This is a genomic window from Aeoliella sp. (assembly GCF_965227375.1).
In the GTDB taxonomy this organism is placed as follows: Bacteria; Planctomycetota; Planctomycetia; order Pirellulales; family Lacipirellulaceae; genus Aeoliella.
In genome coordinates this window covers 372,717-394,204 of the sequence record NZ_CBDDFX010000002.1, presented here as the reverse complement: position 1 = coordinate 394,204, position 21,488 = coordinate 372,717, and the positions used below count along the sequence as shown (strand labels likewise).

Here is a 21,488-nt window from a genome sequence, read left to right as displayed (position 1 = left end):
TTTCAGTCCACGTATAAGAATTCGTTCGACATCAACAGCACTTGGGCCAGTTGCGACCACAGGTCGAGCGGCTCGGCTTGCGGGCCGTGGAAGCCTTGTTCGGTGCTCCAAGTCTGGCGGTCGCCGGGTGTTTCGAGCGTCACAGTGGCCCGCCATTGGTAGCTGTCGTAAGCATCGTTGCCGCGGCAGGCCACGACGAAGTCGATGTGCTCACCTGGCTCCACACGTTCGAGCCGCACCGGCGTGGCGCGCTGTCCGTGTTCGATGGTCCACTGCCCGACGATGCCTTGTCGCGACGAAACCACCAGGCCATCCACACCATCGCCCTTTTGCTCAGGGCGGTGCAGGCGTCCCTCGATCACCAGCGTACCTTCTCGCGGCGCGGTCCAGCGACGGATGGAACTCAAGTCGGGCGCTCGCCCTGGGTGGCCTCCGCTGTTGCTGACCGACACGTAACCAAAACTGTCGTCGGCCGGAAATTTGTCCTTGGCCTGCCAGCGATTTTCGATGAAGTGCGGCATCGGCTCGAATTGCACGTAGCCCGCGTCGATCCCGCCGAAACCATAACTCCACTCGTCGGGCGGCAAGGTCTCGGGCATCTGGCGGGCGATGAACTGCCGCGCAAGCTCTATCTCGCCGGCGGACGGTTTGCGTGCGAGGATCCGCTCGTACAACTGCTCGACGCGCTGTTGGTCGGATGGAGCGTCAGCGGTGGAGTTACTCAGCGCAGTGGCCACGCGCTCGGCCAGCCCGCCGTTCATCAGGTACAACGCCTGCTGCGGCACCAGCGTGTGGGCACGCTCGGGCGAGTGGGCGTCGGGGCTGGCGAAGTCGAACGTGCGGAACAGGTTCGGCAGGTTCTGCCGATCGATGTGGGCGTAGAGCGTGCGACGCGAGCCACCGTTGCCAGCGGTGATGTTTTCCGACTCACCACCAACGCGGGTGTCGAGTTGGTCGGCTACCGCGAGCAGTCGATCCCGCAGCGATTCGAAATCGAGCCGGCGGCGATTCGCCCGACCCCACAGGGCGTTTTCGGCATCGGCCGCCAGCAGTTCGTCGCTCGCGGTGCTCGACTGCTGGTAGGTGCTGGAAGTCACGAGCTGCCGCACCAGTTGTTTCAGCGACCAACCGCTCGACTGAAAATCCACCGCCAACAGATCGAGCACCTGTTGCTGGCGCGGAGCGTCGCATCGCAGCCCAAAGTCGCTCGGCGTGCCGACCAGTTGCTCCCCGAATAAGTGTCCCCACACGCGATTCGCGAACACGCGGGCGGTAAGCGGGTTGTCGGGGTGGACGATCGCTTCGGCCAGCTCTAACCGGCCGCTGCCTGCTTCGACATCTTTAGCAAAGCTGGCGAAGAACTTGGGGAAGCCGCGCTCGACGATCGGCCCGCGATTGTGCGCCGCGCCGCGAATGAACACGCCGACGTTCTCAGGCTTGTCCTTATCCACCAGCCGCAGGGGATGCGTGTCGTCTTGCTCTTCGCGCGAACTTTGCAGAATGCCATACAGCGCGTAGTAGTCTTCGTCGCTCACCGGATCGTACTTATGATCGTGGCATCGCGCGCAGGCGACCGACAATCCCATCATGCCGCGGAACACCACGTCGATGCGGTCGGCGACGATGTCGTGCTTGTTGTTCACAAACCGCCGGCCGAGCGTCACAAAGCCTTGCGCGGCGACGTGGTGCTGTTCGTCCGGCGAGTCGATCATGCGATCGGCTGCCAGTTGATACATCATGAACCGATCGATCGGCATGTCGTCGTTGATCGCGCTCGTCACCCAGTCGCGGTACTTGTAGGCGTGGGGGAAGGTGCGATCCTCGGTGAACACGTAGCCCTTGGTATCGGCGAACCGTGCGAGGTCGAGCCAATGCCGCGCCCAACGTTCGCCGAATTGCGGAGAGGCCAGCAAGCGGTCGACGAGCTTGTGGTACGCTTCGGGATCGTCGTCGGCGACGAACTGCTCGATCTCTTCCTGCGTCGGCGCGAGACCCACCAGGTCGAAGTACAGCCGCTCGATGAGCGTCCGCTTCGATGCCTGCGGAGACGGTTTGAGTTCTGCTGCGGCGAGCTTCGCAACGATCAAACGATCAACGTCGCTGCGGCTCCAACCGGTTGCGTCTTCCGGAACCTCGGGCCGAACGGGCTTTTGGAATGCCCAATGCTCGTCTGCGCGGCTGGCGATGGTGTCGAGTTCTGGCGCGGCGCCGTCCCGCGGGTCGGGCGCGCCCATGGCGATCCATTGGCGGAACGCGGCGATCGCTTCGTCGGAGAGTCTCTCGTCCGGCGGCATCTGCAGGGCCGCGTCATGGTATTCGATGGCCTTCAGGAGCCGGCTTTCATCCGGCTTACCCGGTACGACGATCGCTCCACCGCGCCCACCGCGGAGCATGCTCGCCCGATTGTCGAGGGCCAGTTCGCCTTCGGTCGTGCCATCGGCCCCTGAGTGGCAGCCGTAACACGATTCCACCAGCACCGGGCGGATGTGTTGCTCGAAGAAGTCGACCCCTTCATCGGCCGCCGCGGTGCGCACCAACAGCGGGCTAAGAGCCATCGCCGCAGCCAGAAGCTTAAGGGGACGATTCATCGCATTGTTTTGGCAGGAAGGAAGCCAGGTGGGAGGCGAACCAGCGGCCGCCGTAGGTGCTCGTTATCTTAACCGTTCCTTGCAGGGATTGCAAAATGTGTTTTGCGCACAGTTTTGTACCAGCAAGGTGATACTCCTAGTCTGTTTGACGATAGAATCAGCTCATGCAACTCTCGGACCTACCCGACGACCTGGAGGCGTTCGCCCGCAAGATTGGCTACACCGACGCCTGGATGGCCGCCGGCGTGATTGACGAGGAGTTGCTGCGTCGCCAGTGGCAGCGTTATCACGAATCCGACGACCACAATGGCGAGCACTATCGGCACGGCGCCTTTGTCTACTTCGTCAGAAATCGCTCGGAGTTTACGGACGCGGAGGTCGACGAACTCTTGAGCCTGCATGACAACGTGGATGATGTCGATCTTACTGAGAACCGACTCTTCGAGATGATCCGGTGGCTGCCACTCGATCAACTCCTAACACTGCGAACCAGACACGCAGATCTGTTCGACAGAGCATCGGAGAAGTTCTACAATCGCCACGTCGCGTACCGACGTATCGAGATCGAAGGGGTGCGTGCAGTGTTTGAGGATGTGAAGCATCTGGCCGATGGGCCACTGGAACGCGACATCGTGGAGCACCCCGACGTGGGGCGGGAAGAGCTGGAGTGGTTGCAAGTGCACGGAAAGAACAAAAAGATTCGCAACATGGCGAGAGCATTGCTCAACTCGCGGCGGTTTCGAACGCCCAAATCGCCGCCACAGAGTTAGGTCCGCGAAGTGACTCTATCGCCAACAATCTATCTGCTGCCCGGCGTGGCGAAGGACTATCCGGTCTTTGCTCGCATCGCACCGTTGTTGCCGGAGGCCACGATCGTCCGTTACCCCATGCCGCGCCCAGGATGCACGCTGACTGAGTACGCAAGGCGGATTGCAGTACAACTGGAGCCCAACTCGTTTCTGGTTGGTGTGTCATTTGGAGGAGTATTGGCACAGGAACTCGCAGGCATGATGCCGGCCAAGGGGTGCGTTGTCGTTGCGAGCGTTCGCGGCCCGCACCAGTTACCACGATGGTCCCGCGTGTTGCGTTCTCTGGGAACTCGCAACTGCAACACTCTTTTTAGCACCGCTGGCCGGCTCGCCACTTCGGTACCCCGATCGATCCGAACTGGCGGTACCGTGCAGGCGAGGCAGTTCGCTGGTGAACAAGGCGCCTGGCATCGCTGGGCCGCTTCGTCGGTGATCAATTGGCAGCCGACCACCGACGTCTGCGATGTACCAACGCTGCAGATTCACGGCACCGCCGACACGACATTCCCCATTCGCTACATCGACGCGGATGTGGTCGTCGATCGCGGCCGTCACGCGTTACCGGTTTCGCATCCGGAAGAAACGGCGGAGGCGATTCGTGAGTTCATTGAGCAAGTAGCGTAGGGGTGGCATGAACGACTGGACTCTACTCGGACTCTGTATGGGGATTGGCCTGTTGCTGGGGCTGGTGCTCGCCCTCCTGCTGCGGTTCCGGTTTCAGAGGACAACGCAGCGAGTGGCTGGAACGATGGTTTCTCTAACATGGCACTACCACCTTGCCGGCACTGTCTTCTTTGCTGCGATGGCGTTTATAAGCTGGCACAATAACAGCCCAGCGTTTGCGGTCTTCTTTGCTCTAGGATCCGCCTTCTACAGCTATGTCACCATCGCTGCCATTATCCGCGAGCGTGCGCAGTTCGGTTCCCGGCACCTACTGATTGCGGTCACCTGCGTGGCGGTACTCGCCGCGTGTTACCATTGGTTTGGATTTGCCGTGGTCGTGGTCGTGCTAATCGTTGCCGATGCGGTGATCCTAGGGCTGGCCGTACGAGCATGGAAACGTAGTGGACAGAACGAGCTTCCCAGCGAGGCCGAGTAAACCACTACGCCGCGAACGGCGAGCAGGTGGACCGGTTTTCAGACATTTTCCACCTGTTTGAGCCCTCGCGGTTCCCCGTGCGCCGCTGGATCAATGGCCTCCAACCCACTATACTTTGAGGTTCCCTTTTTCCCGCGAACCAATGGGGGGAGGGGAGTGTCCAGCGGCTGACTGGCTGGGCCGTTTTTGCTTTTTCCTGGGAGACATTCCGTGTTCGAGTCGATTGCCATTGTGGGCGCCACTGGCGCTGTTGGTCAGATCATTCGTCGCCTGCTCACCGAGCGAGATTTTCCGTACGAGAAGATCACGTTCCTGGCTTCCGCCCGATCGGCGGGAAGCACGATCGAATTCAAAGGCGAGACGCACACGGTTAAGGAACTCAAACCCGAAGCGTTCGACGACATCGACCTGGCGATCGGCAGCACGCCCGACCCCGTGGCCAAGGACTTTGTGCCGTGGGCCAAGGAGCGCAACTGCGTGGTGGTCGACGAGAGTGGTTACTGGCGGATGGACCCCAGTGTGCCGCTGGTGGTGCCCGAGGTGAATCCCGAAGCGGCGCTCGCGCATCAAGGGGTGATCGCCAGCCCCAACTGTTCGACCACGCAAATGGTGCTGGCCATGAAGCCGCTGCACGACGCGGGCAAGATCCGGCGCGTGGTGGTAAGCACTTACCAGGCCACGAGCGGCGCTGGTGTGGCTGGCCAGGCAGAATTGGTCGACAGCAGCCGAGCGCATCTCGATGGCCAACCGGTGGAGAACAAGGCGTTCGCGCATTCCATCGCGTTCAACCTGATTCCGCACATTGGTTCGGAGAAGCACGCTGGTTACACGTCGGAAGAAATGAAGATGGTGTACGAGACGCAAAAGATCTTTGGCGACGAGTCGATCAAGGTCTGCCCCACGTGCGTCCGCGTGCCGGTGAGCAATTGCCACAGCGAGAGCATCCTGGTCGAGACCGAACGCAAGATCACCGTGCCGGAAGCGCGCGAGCTGTTCGCCGCCACGCCAGGCATTAAGGTGGTCGACAATCTAAATGCTGGCGAGTACCCGATGCCCAAGGATTGCGACGGCGACGACGCCACGTTCGTGGGCCGCATCCGCGAGGACCTCTCGTGCGAAAACGGCCTCACCTTCTGGTGCGTGAGCGACAACCTGCGCAAGGGCGCGGCCACCAACGCGGTGCAGATCGCCGAGTTGTTGGTGAAGAGCGCGGCGGCGGTTTAGTGGGAGCTTTAACTTCGGGTGGCTGTGGACGAGCTCCGCGAGCCCCCAGTTAATGAGCAATGACTAGCTGAGAATGCTGGGGGCTCGTTGCACTCGACCCCAGCCACCCCTGTGTAAGATCACTGGTGGTTTCCATGTCCGAGCGCTGGCTCAAGCTCACCGTTGCCTACGATGGCACTGCCTACGCCGGCTGGCAGATTCAGCCCGCGCAGCCGACCGTGCAGAGTACGTTGATGCAGGCGTGGCAGGCGATCACGGGCGAGGAAGTCACGCTCACCGCCAGTGGCCGCACCGATGCTGGCGTGCACGCGTTGGGGCAGGTCGTGGGACTACGGACCAACACCGCGCTGGAGTGCGAGCGGCTGGTGCAGGCGCTGAATGCCAAGCTGCCGGAAGATGTTGTCGTTACGCAGGTCGAAACAGCGCCGGCCGGTTTTCACGCTACGCATGACGCGCTCAGGAAGCTGTACCGCTATCAGATTCACAACTCGCGCGTACGGCCGCTGATGGATCGCCGCTACCGCTGGCACTTGCCGCAGACGCTCGATGTGAGTGCGATGCAGGCGGCGGCGGACCTGATGGTCGGCCGGCACGACTTCGCTTGCTTCGAGACGACCGGCTCGGAACGGAGCAGCACCGTCCGCACGCTTACCCACGTCGAGGTAGGGCAGGGGGGCGCGGAGGGAGAGAAGATCGACATCGACGTCGAGGGCGATGGCTTCCTCTACAACATGGTCCGCGGCATCGCCGGCACGCTGGTCGAGGTAGGCCGCGGCGCGCGGGAGCCGCAGTGGATCAGCGAAGTGCTCGCCAGCCGCGATCGCCGAACCGCCGGACCGAACGCCCCGGCGCATGGATTGGTGCTGGTGCGGGTGACGTACGGCTGTTGAAAAAGCGGGTTAAAAGGTCCGACATCTCAGGTCATCTCTCCTTCCGTTTCGCTATGGTGTCATAGGTCGTACACGGATTTCAATACTGGCGACTACTGGTTACACTGTATCCAGCATTGTATACTTTTCGTTGCTGGAGTCGCGGGTTCCAGCTTCAGCCGGTCCAGAATCACGTATCTGCCGATGGAGTGCAATGCGGAAGTTTAGAGTGACTTCATTGCGATCTAGATCTCGACGTTGGCCTGTTGAAGCTATTTCGGAGTCGCTGCAGTTCACTGAATCGCTCAGTGCGCGGGCTCCTACACTTACGGGAGGTGCGTGACCATGCAAGCCCTTTTTGGCTGGATTCGCCGGCATGTCACTTTGAGCATTCTCATTGCATTGATTGGGATAGTTATTTCAGTCCTTGCTTGGCGTTGGCCTGTTAATTCACCTGCAGGTCCTGATCCATTCCCGGCCGCAATTGCGGCTGTCGAGCAGGAGCAGCAACGACTTGATGCTTGGGCTCAGAGGCTTCGTACACGTGCTTCAAAGTTGCTCCAGTGGAATAAGTCAGTCGACCTGGACCGAGTCACTGACGAGGATTTCGAGAAAGGACCAGTCGCCGCGCATGATCTGGTGGTGGAATTAACGGGAAGGGAGGCTAGAGCATTTCTTACTAAGGCCTACGACCAGAAACTAAACGATATTCTTGGTCCCACCGTGGAAGAGTTTGACCAGAGCAGCAGTGCCGACTTGGGTTTGAATGTCGTTGTTGACGATTGGAAAAACCGAGCAGAGTTAAAAGCATGGGAAGAGGACCGAGCTGTTTACGCAAAGGAGTTTAGCGATAGGATAAGCGAGAATGAGGGGCTAATTAGCCAAGCGATGAATGAATGGGATGTGATTTCCAAGGAGATAGATGCATACCTTGATGCAGCTAAAGAATATCGTGAGGGTGAAGGTAGATTAGAGGAGCTTACTGACCTCTACACAAATATCGATGTGGCTGCAGAGTCGCGATACTCCCATGACTTCGGAAGGGCAAAGATATTCTTAGCAATCGACGAAGTGCAGCGAATATGCATCGCAGGGAAACCAAAATCGGACTAGCCGTAACCGCCGGACCGAACGCGCCAGCGCATGGATTGGTGCTGGTGCAGGTGACGTACGCTTAGGCTCGGCGCCTGCGCACCCCACCGCCAGTTCCTGTTTTCGCGACCCGAGGCGCTCTGCTCGCTCTAGGCGGACGCAGCGGTTCGGTCCGCCAGCACAAGCCACAGCGCGTGAACAACACCGGGAATGCCGCCCAAGAGCGTTAGCACGATGTTGATCCAGAAGTGCGTCGATAAGCCAACCTGCATGAAGGCGGCCACCGGCGGAAGAAAGATCGACAACACAATCTTCACGACCTTCATCTCATCATCCTCCCTTCAGGAGTACGAGTCGTTCCCGGCCTGCGCGCCATCGCTCGATAAGAATCTCCACACAGCCTGACTGGCCGGGGTGTCTGCCTGTATCTTACATCGGGGGCAGGTCTCGAGGCAACTTCCGCTCCGGAATCCGGACCGTAATGCGGCACCACTCCCCGTCGATTGGGTACAATGGCAAGCGAGTTGGTTGATCGCCAAGTATGCCGTACTGATAAACTCTACTTCAACAGCGGAGCCACGGAACCGTGAAAGCATTATCGGTCCTCGTTGTTCTGGCAGCATTCACCGCGCTGTTCGCGATGCTTTCCACGCAGAGTGCACTGGCGTCCAAATCCCGCCCCAATATCCTCTTGCTGTTTGCAGATGATCAGCGCAATCACACGCTCGGCTGTGCGGGCCATCCAATTGTAGAGACTCCGAACATCGATCAACTGGCGGTGGCCGGGGTGCGGTTCGAGAATGCGTTTGTCACGACATCGACCTGCTGGTCGAGCCGCGCTTGTCTGTTCACCGGGTGTTACGAACGCAAGCACCTTTACAATGTCCGTCCAAGACCGCTTGACCCAGAACTCTGCACCAGTTCGTACTTTGCGGTGCTCAAAGCCGCCGGGTATCGCACCGGCCATTTGGGCAAAGAGCACGTCGCAATCGCCAAAGACTCGGCGAGAGCCATGTTCGACGTGCGTCGACGGCTGGGCCGCAATCCGTACTTCCAACCACAGCCCGATGGGACCAAGCGACACGAAACCCAGGTCTTGGGCGATTGGGGCATTGAATTTCTCAAAGATCAGCCAACCGACCAGCCGTTCTGCCTGACGATCAGCTTTAACGCTTCGCACGCCGAAGATGGCGACCGCCGCCCGGGCGTTGGTCACTACCCCTGGCCGAAGGTTACCGACGGCATGTACGAGGATCAGCAGATGCCGCTACCGCGGCTAAACGATCCGGCGATCTACGCATCGCAGCCGCAGTTCCTGAAAGACTCGATCAACCGCCAGCGCTACTTCTGGCGATGGGACACGCCGGAGAAATACCAGACTAACATGCGGGCCTATTTCCGCATGATTAGTGGCATCGACCACGTGGTTGGACGGCTTGTCGAGCAACTCAAAAAGCAAGGACTCGCGGACAACACCGTGATCATCTACACGGCCGACAACGGTTACTACCTCGGCGATCGCGGCTTCGCAGGCAAATGGACGCACTATGACGAGTCGCTACGCGTCCCACTGGTGGTGTACGACCCACGCCTATCGGAGGAAGCAAGAGGCAAAGTTTGCAGTGAGATGGCGCTCAACATCGATCTCGCGTCAACCATGATCGACTTGGCCGGCGAGGCTCCGCCCGCAAACCACTCGGGCCGCAGTCTAGTTCCTTTGATTCAGGGGACAGCTCCAGCGGATTGGCGGACTGATTTCCTGTGTGAGTTCCTCGCCGTGCCGAAGACAATACCGCGGTGGGAGGGTGTTCGCGACACCGAATGGAGCTACGCCCGCTACTACGTCGACGGACCGGACCAGCCGCCGTTCGAGTTTCTGCATAGCCTCGAGGAGGACCCCGACCAGTTGGCTAACATTGCATCGACTTCGGCCGATCAGCAGAGTGATGTGCAACGAGAGGCACTGGCAGCGATGCGCGAGCGTTGTGATGAGTTGGTGGCGGGGCAGGGGCCGAGCATGAGTGAGTTGGGTGGGCGATGAAGCTGAAAGCGCTCTAGGTCATTGCCTCGATTGTGACCATGATGAATTGATCGCGACGCGTGTTGTGGCTTCTGGTTGCGCATCGTGTAGATTCTGTGGGGCATGGATTCTGGTCCAGCTGCCTTGGTGATTGGCAATAGCAACTTGTAGCCGCGTTCTCGATTCACGTATAATGCTAGGTCGGCAATGTTCAGATTCGCAACGGCTGATCGGCCAAGCTCCTGCCTCCAGAGAATGCTCCATGTACGAATCTCGCTTGCAGGGTCACTTCTTCGCACCCTTTGTCGCCACTGTTTTCTTTGCCATTATCGGGCCGCATCCAAGTGCGGCTCAGACACTCCCGCCGGGAATCATTGACGCTCCACCGATGGTGATCGGGGACGACCAGTCGATCGGGTCGAACACCACATTGAACGTGCGCGAAGGAGGAATAGTTGGACGCAGGTTCGATGCGGGATTGTCCGATGGTTCGAGCACGAACGTGATAGTAGACATCGAAGGTGGCACTGTGGGCTTTAGTTTTAGTGCTAACTCAGGCAGCACGGTCCATGTAAGAGGCGGAAACATTGGTAATTCGTTTGATGCGCATACTGGCAGCATGGTGTACGTCAGTGGCGGGACTTTGGGCAGTTTGGACGCGACTTCAGGTAGTCGTGTGGATATCAACGAAGGGACCGTGGCGAGCATCAACGCCCGCTTTGGCAGCACTGTTAGCATCAGTGGCGGCGCCACGGATCTCGTTAGAGCCTACGGCGGCAGTAGTCTTCAGATGAGCGGTGGGAGGGTTCGCTCCGACTTTGACGCCGAAATCAACAGCAACGTAGAGCTAGTTGGGGGCGAGTTTCAGCTAAATGGTGAGCCGTTCGCAGATTCGGTGATCACACTCGCAGCAGGAGACGTGTTCACTGGTACGTTTATGGATGGTGCATCGTTTCTTTTCTCCGATGTAACGCCATTCATTTCGGACACAAATTACTCCGACATGCTCCAATCGGCAACGCTCACTCGGGTGCCGTTGCCCGCGATTGACACATCGCCAATCTTTATTGATGGATCGACTGCCACGAACGTTCACAGACTTCGTGCAGGCCAAACTCTATCGTTGCATGATGGTGGAATGCTCGACCGCAACTTCACTGCGGTCGATGCCAATATGAACTTTGAGGGGGGAACGGTAGGAACCAGGTTAGAAATAGCAGGAACGATAGTAAGTGTTCACAATGGAACGATTGGTGACAGATTCTTCGCCAGCGCACGTAGCGTAGTGAATATGACCAATGGCGCGATTGGGGATCACTTTGCAGCCAATTCGGGCAGTTTGGTGAATCTCAATGGCGGGACGGTCGGAAACTACATGAGAGCGGACTCGGATAGCACGATCAACATCCGGGATGCGACCGTGGGCATTTACGCCGAAGCTAACTTCGGCAGCACGGTCAACATTGACGGAGGGAGCGTGGGCAGCGGCTTCCGCGCCTCGGAGGGCAGTACTGTGAATGTAGGCGGAGGAACAGTGGGAAACTCCTTCAGTGCCTTTGGAGCGGTGAACATCCTTGGGGGGACGGTGCTAAGCTCATTCACCGCGTACATCGGCAGCGAAGTGAACATCGGAGGGGGAAGTGTAGGCCGGTCGTTCGAGGCTCGCTACGGTAGCACGGTAAATATCACAGGGGGAACATTTGGTGACGATTTCAAAGCCCTATCCGGTAGCGACATCAACATCACGGGCACGGAGTTCTACCTTGATGGAACGAAGGTGGATCTTGAGTTTGGTGTGCCAATGGTGGTTGCTGACCGCAACGTGCGGTTGAGCGGACGGCTCGCCGATGGAAACGACTTTGAATTCGATCTTTTCGCCTCCAACTCTTTGGTCGATGACTTCTTCTCACCGGATGCCACCTTGACACTGACGCTAGTGCCTGAGCCGACCAGCGTGCTTCTATATGCCCTGGCATTGGTTGCGGGCTACGTACGTTGGCGCGGTAGTATCCGCTGCAGTTCAGTGGCCTGAGCGGAAGTCGCGATGGACCGGTACGGTCGTTGCAGAGAATTCGTGGTTCTTCACAGCCGGGTTGGTGCCGGGCGGGACGCCAGACCATTTGTCAGAAAAGCGCGGTTGAATTCTTACACTGCGCTGATCTAATGGCGGTGCGTGGCATTATGTATAGGTGAATGAGTAGGTGAGTAGGTGAGTATCGGTGATCCATTGGCTTGCCCTTCGCGGGTATGCTCCGGGCGCTGACGCTTCCGGCTCGCCAGCGTGCTCGTTCGGCGGAGCGAACGGCTACTATCGTTTTGCCCCACCGAAAAACATGCGGGGAACAACGCGGAGGGTTTTGTCGCACCCCCCCGAATGGTTTGGCCTGGAAAACAAGTGGTTTCACCACTCGGATAGGACCAAAACGGTTGGGGTTTTGGGCCAATGGATCGAATAGGGGGACAAAACCCCCTGGTCCAAAACCCATAGAGCCATTTTGGATGGTACCGCGGCGGGGTGCGGAGATCGCACTATCGCACGCGGGCTTTGAAGCGGAGTACGCCGCCTTGGCCGACGTTGAGCGGCTCTTTGATTTCCCACCGCAAGAGGAGCGAGCCGCCTTCGTTCGGTTCGGTGGTGAAGTCGGAGTCGAGGGTCGACTTGGCGGAGTCCTCGACGTACTCCAGGCGGGTCGCCAGGTTGTCGACGATGGTGACGTTGCCGATGGGCTGGTCGCCGACGTTGTCGAATCGCAGGGCGAACTCGACCTCTTCGCCGAGCTCCGCGGCACCGGTCGAAGCGAGTTTGATCAAGCGGATGCGTGGTGAATCGGGTTCTTCGAGACCGAAGATCTCGCCTGCTTGGGTGCGTCCGATTTGTTGGTGGACCTGCTTGCCGTCGACGACCACTTGGGCCGACACGTCGGACGCCCAGGTGTAAGCCGAGACGATGGCCTTGGCCAAGCGAGGCTTTTCGCCGTTGTCGATGATGCCGAGCTTGACCACTTGCAGGTTGAGCTGCGGGGCGAGGATGCCTTCGAGGTCGGCGGCCGCGAGACGAGCTTTGATGCCGCCGGCTTGGACGCGCGCGCGGAACAAGTTAGGCGGTTGGTCGCCGAGGCTGGCGAGCGGGCTTTTCTGCTCGACCGCGGTGGTGACCTGATCGGTGCGATTGGCAGCCGCCAGGCCCATCTCGTCGATGATGCCACCGGGGCCAACGCGGTGATGGTTCACCGTGAGCGTGTCCACACGGCGGACCGCGCCGAAGCGAGGAGCATAGATGCAGACGCGGTTACTTGGTTTGACGATCACGCGACCGTCTTTGGTGTCGTAGTGGGTGATGGTGTCTTCCTGCTCGACACCATGCAGTCGCCAGTCGTAACCAACACCGGCGGGCGTGTGGAAGTCGCCACCGTCGCAGAGGTACTCGTCGGACGGTCCGACGACTGAACAACTTTGACAACCACATTGAAAGGAAGGATCGCAACCCGTCATGGGATCGCAACCGGTCATCGGGCCACACGCGCCAGAGTCGCACGGCGCGCCTTGGCAACCGTGGCAACTACAAGGAGCTACCTCGCCGTGATAAGGCTGGGTGGGCACCCTGTCGAGCCACTCCTGCGAAGCGTATTGAGCTTGCTGAACAGGGTAGGGGGGTGGCTGTGGTACCGGGGCCTGGCTCAAGGAGCCGTCGCTTCCCGCTTGGGAGTAACCGCCGATGCCGGTATGCGGCGTGAGCGGCGACGTGCTTTGGCAAGCGCACAAAGCGATGACCGCCAGCACGATCACCAGCGCGCGGAACCAACGCGGAAAGAACTCAACGTGTTGCGCGCTTGTGGTCGTCATGATGTTCGAACAGCTTGGAAAAGGTCGGCGACTCGGCGCACGCTTCGTGGCGGCGCCGGCGCCCGTGGATTTACTCGGCGCTATGTTTGCGACCGTACTCGACAATCGGAGGACAACCATAGGTAGCGAAACCTTGCCCAGCGGCTTGCGAGATATCGCGGCCACCGATTCGCAGGATGGCGATCGGCCGGCCCGCGGCGTCGGCAACTTCCAGCGGATCTTCCTCGGGGCGTGCCTCGTACCAGGTGGTCTTGCCGTCGACTTCGTCGACGGGCAGCGCCTGGTTGGGGTCCTCGACGTAGATCACGCGCGTGACGTACATGCCTTGAGCGGCGAGTTCGAGGTCCTCGGCCGTGATGTCGATCGGCACGGGGAACTTGAGCGCCGCGCCGGGTGGCGGGTACAGGCGGTCGATCAACTCGACGGTCGGGAAGATCTCGACGCCGGGACGATCGAACACATTAGTCACCCGCAGCCGATAGACGCTGCCGACTTGCAGGCCGAGCAGCACATCGCCGCTTTCGGGCTGCGTGAACTGCCCGCCCTGTGCATAACCCACCTCGACACCCGCTGGAACGCGGATTGCGGTGGGCTGCGTATAACCCAACAACGGTCCACCCCTCAGAAGTCGCTGACTTCCAATCGCTCCCGGTGGCATGGCGCCTGCGTGCAAAGGATGCCGTGCTGGGGTTTGGGCCGCAGCGTGGGAGGCAACCAACATGCATGACAGAACAACCAAACCCAGTCTGCCAGCAACCATCGCTTGCACGGATGCAAGGCGTCTGAGGCGGCGGACCGTTGTTGTTGAATGCGTCACTGTACTTACGTTGTATGTACGGAAAGGGTTCTAAAGTGGCGGTGAGTAGGCAAGTAGGCAAGCAGATAGGCTGCGAGCGTCGCTCGGTTACCTGCTCATTTACTCACCTACTCACCGCCTTCTGCTATCGCTTTACTAATCGAGCCAGGTGGCTCGTTTGCTACTTACTGGCAGTACTCACAATTGCAGTCCGCGTTATGAGCACCCGACTTCAGGTGGTTCCACGACTTGTTCAAAGCCGAAGGAATCAAGCCAGGCACGGTTCCGCCGAACAGCTGCTTCGGAGCACGGTTCACTTCGTCGATGCGAACGTGGTCGACCGGAGCCGGGTAGTTCATGCCCGGACGCTGCTTGACGGTCACCTTCATCTCGTGCACCGGATCCGGCAGCACGACGCGAGTGCGGTTACGCATGCTATGCTTCTTCAGGCCAGCAGGCACGCCCAGCGGAATGTGGGGCGGACCGGGCAGACCAATCGGAGTGCCGGTGATCGGCATGCCGTAGGCGGGCGCCATGTTGGCTACCATGTGCGGAGGAATTCCCCCCTGAGGCATCATGCCTGCGGTGGGAGCACCCATGGGCATCTGGCCCATGCCGCCGCCAGCACCGTAGTAGCCGCCAGCGCCACCGTAGCAGCCTCCGCCGTAGCAACCGCCATCGGGGCAGCCACCTTCGGCGTAGCCGTCGACGTATCCTTCGCCCATGTACTGTCCGTCCGCAGGAGCGGGGACGTGCTCGGGTCCGACTTCAAATTCGCCTTCGCTGTACTGAGCAGGCATCACGCCACCGCCACCGGCACACATGCCGCCGGCCGAGCGGCTGAGGTCCTTGTTACCCATACGCAGGATGGCCAGGATCGAACCACGGCGGTCCGCCTCGGCAATCGGATCGACGCCGGGATCGAGTCGCGTGCTCACCAGGGTCTCCACTCCAGCGAGGGCGACTTCGGTGAACTCGGGATCCGGCAGGTAGATCACCTTGGTGACAAAGTTGCCACTGAGGACCTGATCGAAGTCCTCTTCGGTGAACTGCACAGGGATCGGCGCGTGGGCCAGGTAAGCATCGGTGCGGGGAGTGACCGGAGCCACTTCCAGCGTGGGATACAGCACCACCGTTTCGCGACCAGGCAGGTTCGAGACCTTCAAGCGATAGATCGCTCCCTGGTAGAAGTCCTGCTTGCCAGGCACGAACAGCGAGGCCGAGTCGAAGCAGCCTTGGCCGCTGACGTCCCAGTTGATCTGCAGTGGTTGCTCGCCGAGGAACGAAATCTGCGACGTGGCGGGCATGCCGGGCATTCCTGCGCCGGGCATACAACCTCCGCCGTAGCAGCCCCCGTCTTCGCAGTACTGAACCTGTTGAATGTTGGAAGGTTGGCTAGGTGGTCCGCCGGCCATGTAGCCCATATCGCCAGCCATGCCGCCCATGCCCATGCCACCCATACCCATTTGGCCGGGTACTGGAATCACGCCGGGACCAGGACCGCCGACACCGGGGCCTGGTTCCATGAGCTGTTGAGCTGGAGGTATGTTGTGGGCCATTCTGGCGCCGGTACATCCGATGGTGGTCAGTGCGGCTGCCAGCACACAGCAAGGCAACCATTGTGTTAAACGCATTGTGTCCCCCCTTGGGAATGATCTCGCCGGCACACCTGCTAGCACCGGTCGCGAAGTGCGGTGGACGCTGTTCCAGCCACTGGGCTAGAATCCGCGACCCTCATTTGGCGGTCTGCCTGACGCCCGTTGACGACAGACAGAGCACGCCTCTGGGAGTATGAAGTCGGTCCCCTACGACCTGAATCTTTGGCAAAACCGACAAAACCGGCGCATGAAGCTTATATTACGCCATTTAACAACGCTGATTATCGTGCTGGGCGCAGCGGCTGCGGTTTACATGGTGGCCAAGCCCACCATCCAGCGATCGCGCGCCGAGTCGGCTCAGGCCAAGGAGCAGGAGGTCGATCAGCGGCAGCAAGCCAACTTGCGCCGGGTGCTGGCGGCCAACGTGAAGGTCGACCCGAACGGCGACCAGCAACTGCTATCGGCCATCGCCCGACTCGAGCAGCGGTACAGCGTCGAGGCCCGTCTGTTGCACGAAGCCCATGTGCAAGGGCTGCGGATCGATGGGCGTGGCGAGTACTTGCAGCGGGACCGCGGCAATCAGAGGAAAGTCCGCTGGAAGCTCGAGAGCCAGCATGACGGAGTGCGGGCGTCGCTGCTGCAAATCGTGTACGACAACGACTTGTTGATAGATCGGCAAACCGCCGGCGGCCAGCGAATCGAGAAGGTCGACCTATGGAGATTGCGTCGCCGCGGCCGGCAGGCGTTTGGCGATGAATCGCCGGGCGACCTTGGCTCGATGCCCATCTCGCCACAACTCACGGCCAGTTTCGGCGGTTTGCCGATGCTGCTGGAGTCGCTACGTACGCACTTCGAGTTCACCGCGCCAGGTGCGTTCCGCGCACCGGAAAGCCTTGGCTTGGGCTCGCAACCGGTGTTGGGACTCATTGGTCGGTGGCGCGCCGAGTCGCTTGCCGGAGTGCTGACCGACTTGTCTGACGTGTCGGCCGAGGACATCAGTTCGGAAATGCTGCGCGACCGACTGAGAGAGCGGATGGCGAAAGGCCCGCTGCCCAGTCGGTTGCCGATCAACGTCATGGTGCTGTTGGGAAAGAACGACCTGTTTCCCTACCTCATCGAGTTTCGTTCGATCGACGATCCGCTGGCCGGCGATCAGCTCGAGCCGTTGGAACTGTTCCAACTGAGCCGCCAGCCACTGGCCCGACTGCAGTTGCACGACGTGGTGTTCGACCAGGAGATCGCCACGTTCAAGTTCCTCTACGAGCCACCCGAGGAGCCACACGACGTGACCGACCACTACGCCGAACGGATAGAGCAACGCGAGGCAGTGCAGGTGGCACAGCAACAGCGGCGCATGGCTAGCGGGACAGATGATTCAAGGCATTGACCGTGACCACGCTCTGCTTGTGCGTCCGCCAACGAATGATATTCAGATTGCAGTTGTCCTGCGGGAGTCGGCGTCGCAGCGCGATCGGCACGCATAGCAATTCGCCCAAGTACAAGCGATTCACAACGCTGTGCGCCGACACCACGATGTGCTGCCCCAGGTGGTCGGCCGCCAGAGTGTTCATGGCGTCTACGACGCGGTCGGTTACCTGCCGCAGGTTTTCACCGCCGGGGTAACCATTCGCGACGGGATCCTCGCGAAACGCCAGGTAGGCCGCGTTATCGTTAGCTTCGATGTCGACCCACGAGCGATCTTCCCACTGACCGACGTCCGCCTCGGCGAGCCCCTCGACCGCGGTCACCGGCAGATCGTGGTGTTTGGCGACTGCTTCGGCGGTTTGCATGGAGCGGCGGAGTGGGCTGGAGTAGACCGCAGCAATAGTCTTCGCGGCCAGCGCCGCACCCACCTGCGCGGCCTGCGCCATGCCCGACTCGGTGAGCGGCTCATCGATGTGGCGACCCTGCATCCGCGGCGGATTCAGCAGGTTGTGAGCCGTGGCTCCGTGGCGCACCAGGTAGATCAAGCAGTCGTTGGGCATAGTCAGTCGATGTGGGGCTATCGAGGACAGGTACTTAAAGGGCAACTCTATTCGACACAGCCAGCTTGGCCGCAGTTTCGATGGCCGCCACCATACCGCTGGTCTCGGCCGTGCCTTGCCAGGCAAGGTCCAGCGCGGTGCCGTGCGCCACGCTGGTGCGGACGATCGGCAGGCCCAGCGTGACGTTCACCGCCGAGTGCATGGCGAGCAGCTTGAAAGCAATGTGCCCCTGGTCGTGGTACTGGGCCACCACGGCATCGAACCGGCCATCGCGCGCAGCGATCATCAGCGTGTCGGCCGGCATCGGCCCAGTGGCGTTGATGCCAGCGGTGCGGGCGGCCTCGACCGCCGGGGCGATGATCTTGATTTCCTCGTCGCCGAACAGACCTTCCTCGCCGCCGTGGGGATTGAGCGCGGCGACGCCGATCCGGGGCTCGGATACGCCCAGGCGGCGCATCATGTTGTTGGCCAACTCGCACTTCTCCAGAATCGCCTCGACGGTGATCATGTCGAGCGCCTTGCGGAGCGAGGTGTGCAGCGTGACGTGGGCTACGCCCAGCCCGGCGGGCGAGTGGTTTGCCACACCCGGTGGCAAGTAGAGCATCATGCCGAAGCGCGGCGTGCCGCACAGATCGGCCAGCAGTTCCGTGTGGCCCGGATAGTCGTGCCCCGCGGCGTGCAGCGCGGCTTTCGAGAGCGGGGCAGTCACCAGTCCTTCGATTTCGCCAGCCAGCGCCATCTCGGCCGCTTTCAACACCGCTTGGAAGGCCACTTCGCCGGTGCGGGCATCCGATGTTCCCGGCCGAACGTCGAGCAGCCCGTCCTTCGAGACAGGAAGGCAGGGCAGGGCGGGGCCCGTGGGCAGATCGTGCACCGACGTGACCTCGACCACCTCGACGTCGACCTTCCGCAGCTGGCACGCCCGCCTCATGATTTCCGGCTGCCCCAGCACCATCGGGCGGCAGATTCGGTGGATTCGCTCGTCTTGCCAAACCCCGGCAATGACCTCCGGCCCAACGCCGGCGGCGTCGCCCATGGTCACGGCAAGCAGGGGAAGTGGGGCACTGGACATGTGTGGCTAAAGCAGGGGCAGCGGGATAGTCGGGGCAAACCCGCAATTTTACCGCACGTCTTCGATCAGCAGAACGGGCCCTGCGGGAAGGCGTTTTTCGCGGAAGAATCGCCGCTCGCAGTCCGAATTTAACAATGTTGACGGTTGTGTACGGCTCTCTCCCCGTGCAGACTGGGGCCTCCAGGCAAAGTGGTCCGATGACAACCGCCGCCGGGCAACTATACTGTAGTTCTGGCGTATTTTACCCAACCTCACTACTCTGACCGACTCGCGCCCGCAGGATTCGACCAACATGGCCAAAGCAATGACGTTCGGCGGCATGGCCGTGGCCGGCTTGAGTCTGCTGCTATTTGGGTTGGACCTGGCAACCACATTCCCGTTTGGCAGGCAGAGCTGGCTGATCGATATCGGCTTCGTGATCTGCGCCGGGATTCTGGGCTACCTGAGCTGGAGCGCCTACCGCGACCTGTAATTCCAGGTCACCCTGCGACGCGCGGCGTCGCTTGCCGCGAGAGTTGCTCGGCCGCACTACCGGCGGTCTCCACCTTCAACCAACCTCGCTGGTGGAACTCGGCCACTTGGTCCAGCAGTTTGCAAACGTACCGCCAGTCAGGCCGCAGGCTATGAGGTCCCACTTGCCACAGCAAGTGCATCCGCATCGACTGGCTGACGGCCAACTGCAATCGGCTCTCCAACCCAGCGAACTCCGTGGCGCTGATGGGCGTGGCCAGCCGATCGGTTACGGGAGCTTCCCAAACGCCCCAGGTTAACGCGCGTAACGAGCCTGTGCGGCTCGGCTCGACGCTCAAGCCGACCGGTACGACTGCTTCGACTTCCCACTGCGACAGCAGGGAAGGGTGCACACCGGCTCCGGTGGCTATCAGGCACCGCAGCGGCAGGGCAACGCGTCGAGCGACGCGCGAGAACTCCCCAAACGTCGCAACTTCGCTGGCAATATCGGCACGCCCTAAGACGAATGCCAACTCATGGGGACAGCGACTGGCGACGAGCGATCCCGCTAAGCGGAAGTCGCGTACGCAGCTAGCAACGCCCCAGGTGGCCGTGAGGCCGCGTTCCTCCAAAACTGCTAGTGCTTGCTCGAGTGGGAGGTGGTTGTCGGTGCCATGGCGCTGGCCGATGGGCAACACCGTGATGGCGACGCGCGGCGCGGTGGGCGAGCGAAACCAGCGGCTGATCCATCGCATTTGCATTTCCCCCAAGTTCAGACGACAATCGAGCTAGGTGGGCAGACCCATTGCTGATACTCTGCCGACTTCACTTCCATCGGCCGTCGGCGTGTATCCTCGACAGTCGACTGGGGGGCTCAGAAACATCGGCCGTACTTCGAAAATGGAAAGTGCAGGCGAGATTGGCGGATTACAGCCCGCCCAGGGAGGCAGATATTGAGAACTTCCAAATCCGATTTTCGCCCGTATCCGCTGCTAGCAGGCGGTCATCGCCAAACGCTCGCCGCGCATTACATTGCCGCGCGGTATCAGCTGGCGGGCACCGTGCAGCACCACGTCGAGCTCGACGATGGCGATCGACTCGTACTGCACGATGACCGACCGAACCGCTGGCAGCCGGGTGATCCGGTGGCGATGTTTGTGCACGGACTGTGTGGTTCGCATCAAAGTCGCTACGTGGTGCGGATCGCGCACAAGCTGCACGAGCGCGGTGTGCGAACGTTCCGTGTCGACCTGCGTGGCTGCGGGGCAGGGGAGCAACTCGCCCGCACTTCGACTCATTGCGGTCGTTGGAGCGATCTCGACCCGCCGCTGTTGCACATCGGCGAACTCGCGCCAGAGTCGCCGGTTACGTTGTGTGGTTTCTCGCTAGGCGGAGCGTTGTCGCTCAACCTGGCGGCGACGCACTCCGCGGCTTCCAACCTGGCCCGCGTCGTGGCGATCTGCCCGCCGGTGGACCTGTTGGCCGTGGAGCGTTTGCTCAAGCGCCCGCTCAACAAGCAGTACGACCAATACTTTGCGCGCCAATTGTGGAAGAAGGTGGTCGAGCGCGCCGAGACGATTCCAGGTGCGCCGCAGGTGCAGCACTTGCCACGGCCGCGCAAACTGCGCGAGTTCGACGAAGCTTACACCGTGCCGCTCGGCGGGTATCGCGACGCCGACGACTATTACGAGCAGGCCAGCGTGGTGGGCCGGCTCGATAAGATTTCGGTGCCCACGCGAATCATCGCCGCGGCCAACGATCCGATCGTGCCCATCGAACCACTGCTCACCGCGAACCTCGGCACGCAGACGCACTTGCTGGCCACCGGTTGTGGTGGACATCTCGGATTTGTCGGGCGCCGCGGTACGGACCCGGATCGCTACTGGCTCGACTGGCGTGTGATCGAATGGGTGACCGGCGCCGAGACTACCACCACGGAGGATACTGGAGAGCCAACGCCGCCAGAACCGTCGCCTACCACGACGCGTTGGTTTGCCGCGCGGCTACGTCGGCGAAACTCACCCTCGAAAGTCATCGATTAGC

Annotated in this window: 20 protein-coding genes; 11 read left to right on the top strand and 9 right to left on the bottom strand. The window is 60.8% G+C overall.

Annotated features, from left to right (window positions below; translation table 11 throughout):
- Positions 1–2: 2 nt before the first annotated feature.
- A complete protein-coding gene (locus ACQK2L_RS14690; RefSeq protein WP_425397778.1) occupies positions 3–2,588 on the bottom strand; it encodes a PSD1 and planctomycete cytochrome C domain-containing protein in 2,586 nt (861 codons plus the stop codon).
- A 164-nt stretch (positions 2,589–2,752) separates the two neighbouring features.
- Here ACQK2L_RS14690 and ACQK2L_RS14685 point away from each other — a divergent pair, with 164 nt between their 5' ends.
- From ACQK2L_RS14685 to ACQK2L_RS14660, 6 genes are all read left to right on the top strand, one after another.
- Positions 2,753–3,358 (top strand): hypothetical protein, encoded by a 606-nt coding sequence (locus ACQK2L_RS14685; RefSeq protein ID WP_425397777.1) that lies wholly within the window; start codon positions 2,753–2,755, stop codon positions 3,356–3,358.
- A gap of 9 nt (positions 3,359–3,367) precedes the next feature.
- Positions 3,368–4,021 (top strand): alpha/beta fold hydrolase, encoded by a 654-nt coding sequence (locus ACQK2L_RS14680; RefSeq protein ID WP_425397776.1) that lies wholly within the window; start codon positions 3,368–3,370, stop codon positions 4,019–4,021.
- Between the two features lie 7 nt (positions 4,022–4,028).
- Positions 4,029–4,496, top strand: coding sequence for a hypothetical protein (locus ACQK2L_RS14675; protein ID WP_425397775.1), 468 nt, complete (start codon positions 4,029–4,031; stop codon positions 4,494–4,496).
- Between the two features lie 210 nt (positions 4,497–4,706).
- Positions 4,707–5,720: an aspartate-semialdehyde dehydrogenase gene (locus tag ACQK2L_RS14670; RefSeq protein WP_425397774.1), complete on the top strand. Its 1,014-nt coding sequence runs from the start codon at positions 4,707–4,709 to the stop codon at positions 5,718–5,720.
- A 134-nt stretch (positions 5,721–5,854) separates the two neighbouring features.
- Positions 5,855–6,610: a tRNA pseudouridine(38-40) synthase TruA gene (gene truA, locus ACQK2L_RS14665; protein ID WP_425397773.1), complete on the top strand. Its 756-nt coding sequence runs from the start codon at positions 5,855–5,857 to the stop codon at positions 6,608–6,610.
- Positions 6,611–6,934: 324 nt separating this feature from the next.
- Positions 6,935–7,702 carry a hypothetical protein gene (locus ACQK2L_RS14660; RefSeq protein WP_425397772.1) on the top strand — a complete coding sequence of 256 codons (768 nt, stop codon included), beginning with the start codon at positions 6,935–6,937 and terminating at the stop codon, positions 7,700–7,702.
- Positions 7,703–7,830: 128 nt separating this feature from the next.
- Here the strand turns inward: ACQK2L_RS14660 and ACQK2L_RS14655 are convergent, their stop codons facing one another.
- Positions 7,831–8,007: a YqaE/Pmp3 family membrane protein gene (locus ACQK2L_RS14655; protein ID WP_425397771.1), complete on the bottom strand. Its 177-nt coding sequence runs from the start codon at positions 8,005–8,007 to the stop codon at positions 7,831–7,833.
- Positions 8,008–8,267: 260 nt separating this feature from the next.
- Between ACQK2L_RS14655 and ACQK2L_RS14650 the strand changes: the two genes are divergently transcribed.
- On the top strand, positions 8,268–9,722 hold the full coding sequence (locus ACQK2L_RS14650) for a sulfatase family protein (protein WP_425397770.1): 1,455 nt from the start codon (positions 8,268–8,270) through the stop codon (positions 9,720–9,722).
- A gap of 330 nt (positions 9,723–10,052) precedes the next feature.
- On the opposite strand, the gene ACQK2L_RS14645 is transcribed toward ACQK2L_RS14650, so the two are convergent.
- Complete coding sequence (locus ACQK2L_RS14645) at positions 10,053–10,217, bottom strand: hypothetical protein (protein ID WP_425397769.1); 165 nt, start codon at positions 10,215–10,217, stop codon at positions 10,053–10,055.
- On the opposite strand from ACQK2L_RS14645, the gene ACQK2L_RS14640 reads away from it, so the two are divergent.
- Entirely contained in the window at positions 10,204–11,733 is a 1,530-nt protein-coding gene (locus tag ACQK2L_RS14640; protein WP_425397768.1) for a hypothetical protein, read from the top strand. The genes ACQK2L_RS14645 and ACQK2L_RS14640 overlap by 14 nt on opposite strands.
- 497 nt (positions 11,734–12,230) lie before the next feature.
- Here ACQK2L_RS14640 and ACQK2L_RS14635 read toward each other — a convergent pair whose 3' ends face one another.
- The 3 genes from ACQK2L_RS14635 to ACQK2L_RS14625 form a co-directional block, all read right to left on the bottom strand.
- Positions 12,231–13,544 (bottom strand): hypothetical protein, encoded by a 1,314-nt coding sequence (locus ACQK2L_RS14635; RefSeq protein WP_425397767.1) that lies wholly within the window; start codon positions 13,542–13,544, stop codon positions 12,231–12,233.
- Between the two features lie 70 nt (positions 13,545–13,614).
- Positions 13,615–14,154: a hypothetical protein gene (locus tag ACQK2L_RS14630; RefSeq protein ID WP_425397766.1), complete on the bottom strand. Its 540-nt coding sequence runs from the start codon at positions 14,152–14,154 to the stop codon at positions 13,615–13,617.
- Positions 14,155–14,525: 371 nt separating this feature from the next.
- The gene (locus ACQK2L_RS14625) at positions 14,526–15,974 is read right to left on the bottom strand and encodes a hypothetical protein (protein WP_425397765.1); all 1,449 of its coding nucleotides are present in this window, start codon (positions 15,972–15,974) and stop codon (positions 14,526–14,528) included.
- Between the two features lie 211 nt (positions 15,975–16,185).
- Between ACQK2L_RS14625 and ACQK2L_RS14620 the strand changes: the two genes are divergently transcribed.
- A complete protein-coding gene (locus tag ACQK2L_RS14620) occupies positions 16,186–17,325 on the top strand; it encodes a hypothetical protein (RefSeq protein ID WP_425397764.1) in 1,140 nt (379 codons plus the stop codon).
- Here the strand turns inward: ACQK2L_RS14620 and ACQK2L_RS14615 are convergent.
- Both ACQK2L_RS14615 and pdxA read right to left on the bottom strand, forming a co-directional pair.
- Entirely contained in the window at positions 17,297–17,923 is a 627-nt protein-coding gene (locus ACQK2L_RS14615; RefSeq protein ID WP_425397763.1) for a histidine phosphatase family protein, read from the bottom strand. The genes ACQK2L_RS14620 and ACQK2L_RS14615 overlap by 29 nt on opposite strands.
- 34 nt (positions 17,924–17,957) lie before the next feature.
- Positions 17,958–18,995 (bottom strand): 4-hydroxythreonine-4-phosphate dehydrogenase PdxA, encoded by a 1,038-nt coding sequence (gene pdxA, locus ACQK2L_RS14610; protein ID WP_425397762.1) that lies wholly within the window; start codon positions 18,993–18,995, stop codon positions 17,958–17,960.
- Between the two features lie 292 nt (positions 18,996–19,287).
- Between pdxA and ACQK2L_RS14605 the strand changes: the two genes are divergently transcribed.
- A complete protein-coding gene (locus ACQK2L_RS14605) occupies positions 19,288–19,467 on the top strand; it encodes a hypothetical protein (RefSeq protein ID WP_425397761.1) in 180 nt (59 codons plus the stop codon).
- Positions 19,468–19,474: 7 nt separating this feature from the next.
- On the opposite strand, the gene ACQK2L_RS14600 is transcribed toward ACQK2L_RS14605, so the two are convergent.
- Complete coding sequence (locus ACQK2L_RS14600; RefSeq protein WP_425397760.1) at positions 19,475–20,200, bottom strand: hypothetical protein; 726 nt, start codon at positions 20,198–20,200, stop codon at positions 19,475–19,477.
- A gap of 198 nt (positions 20,201–20,398) precedes the next feature.
- Here ACQK2L_RS14600 and ACQK2L_RS14595 point away from each other — a divergent pair, with 198 nt between their 5' ends.
- Positions 20,399–21,487, top strand: coding sequence for a YheT family hydrolase (locus tag ACQK2L_RS14595; RefSeq protein WP_425397759.1), 1,089 nt, complete (start codon positions 20,399–20,401; stop codon positions 21,485–21,487).
- The last annotated feature ends 1 nt before the right edge of the window (position 21,488 follow it).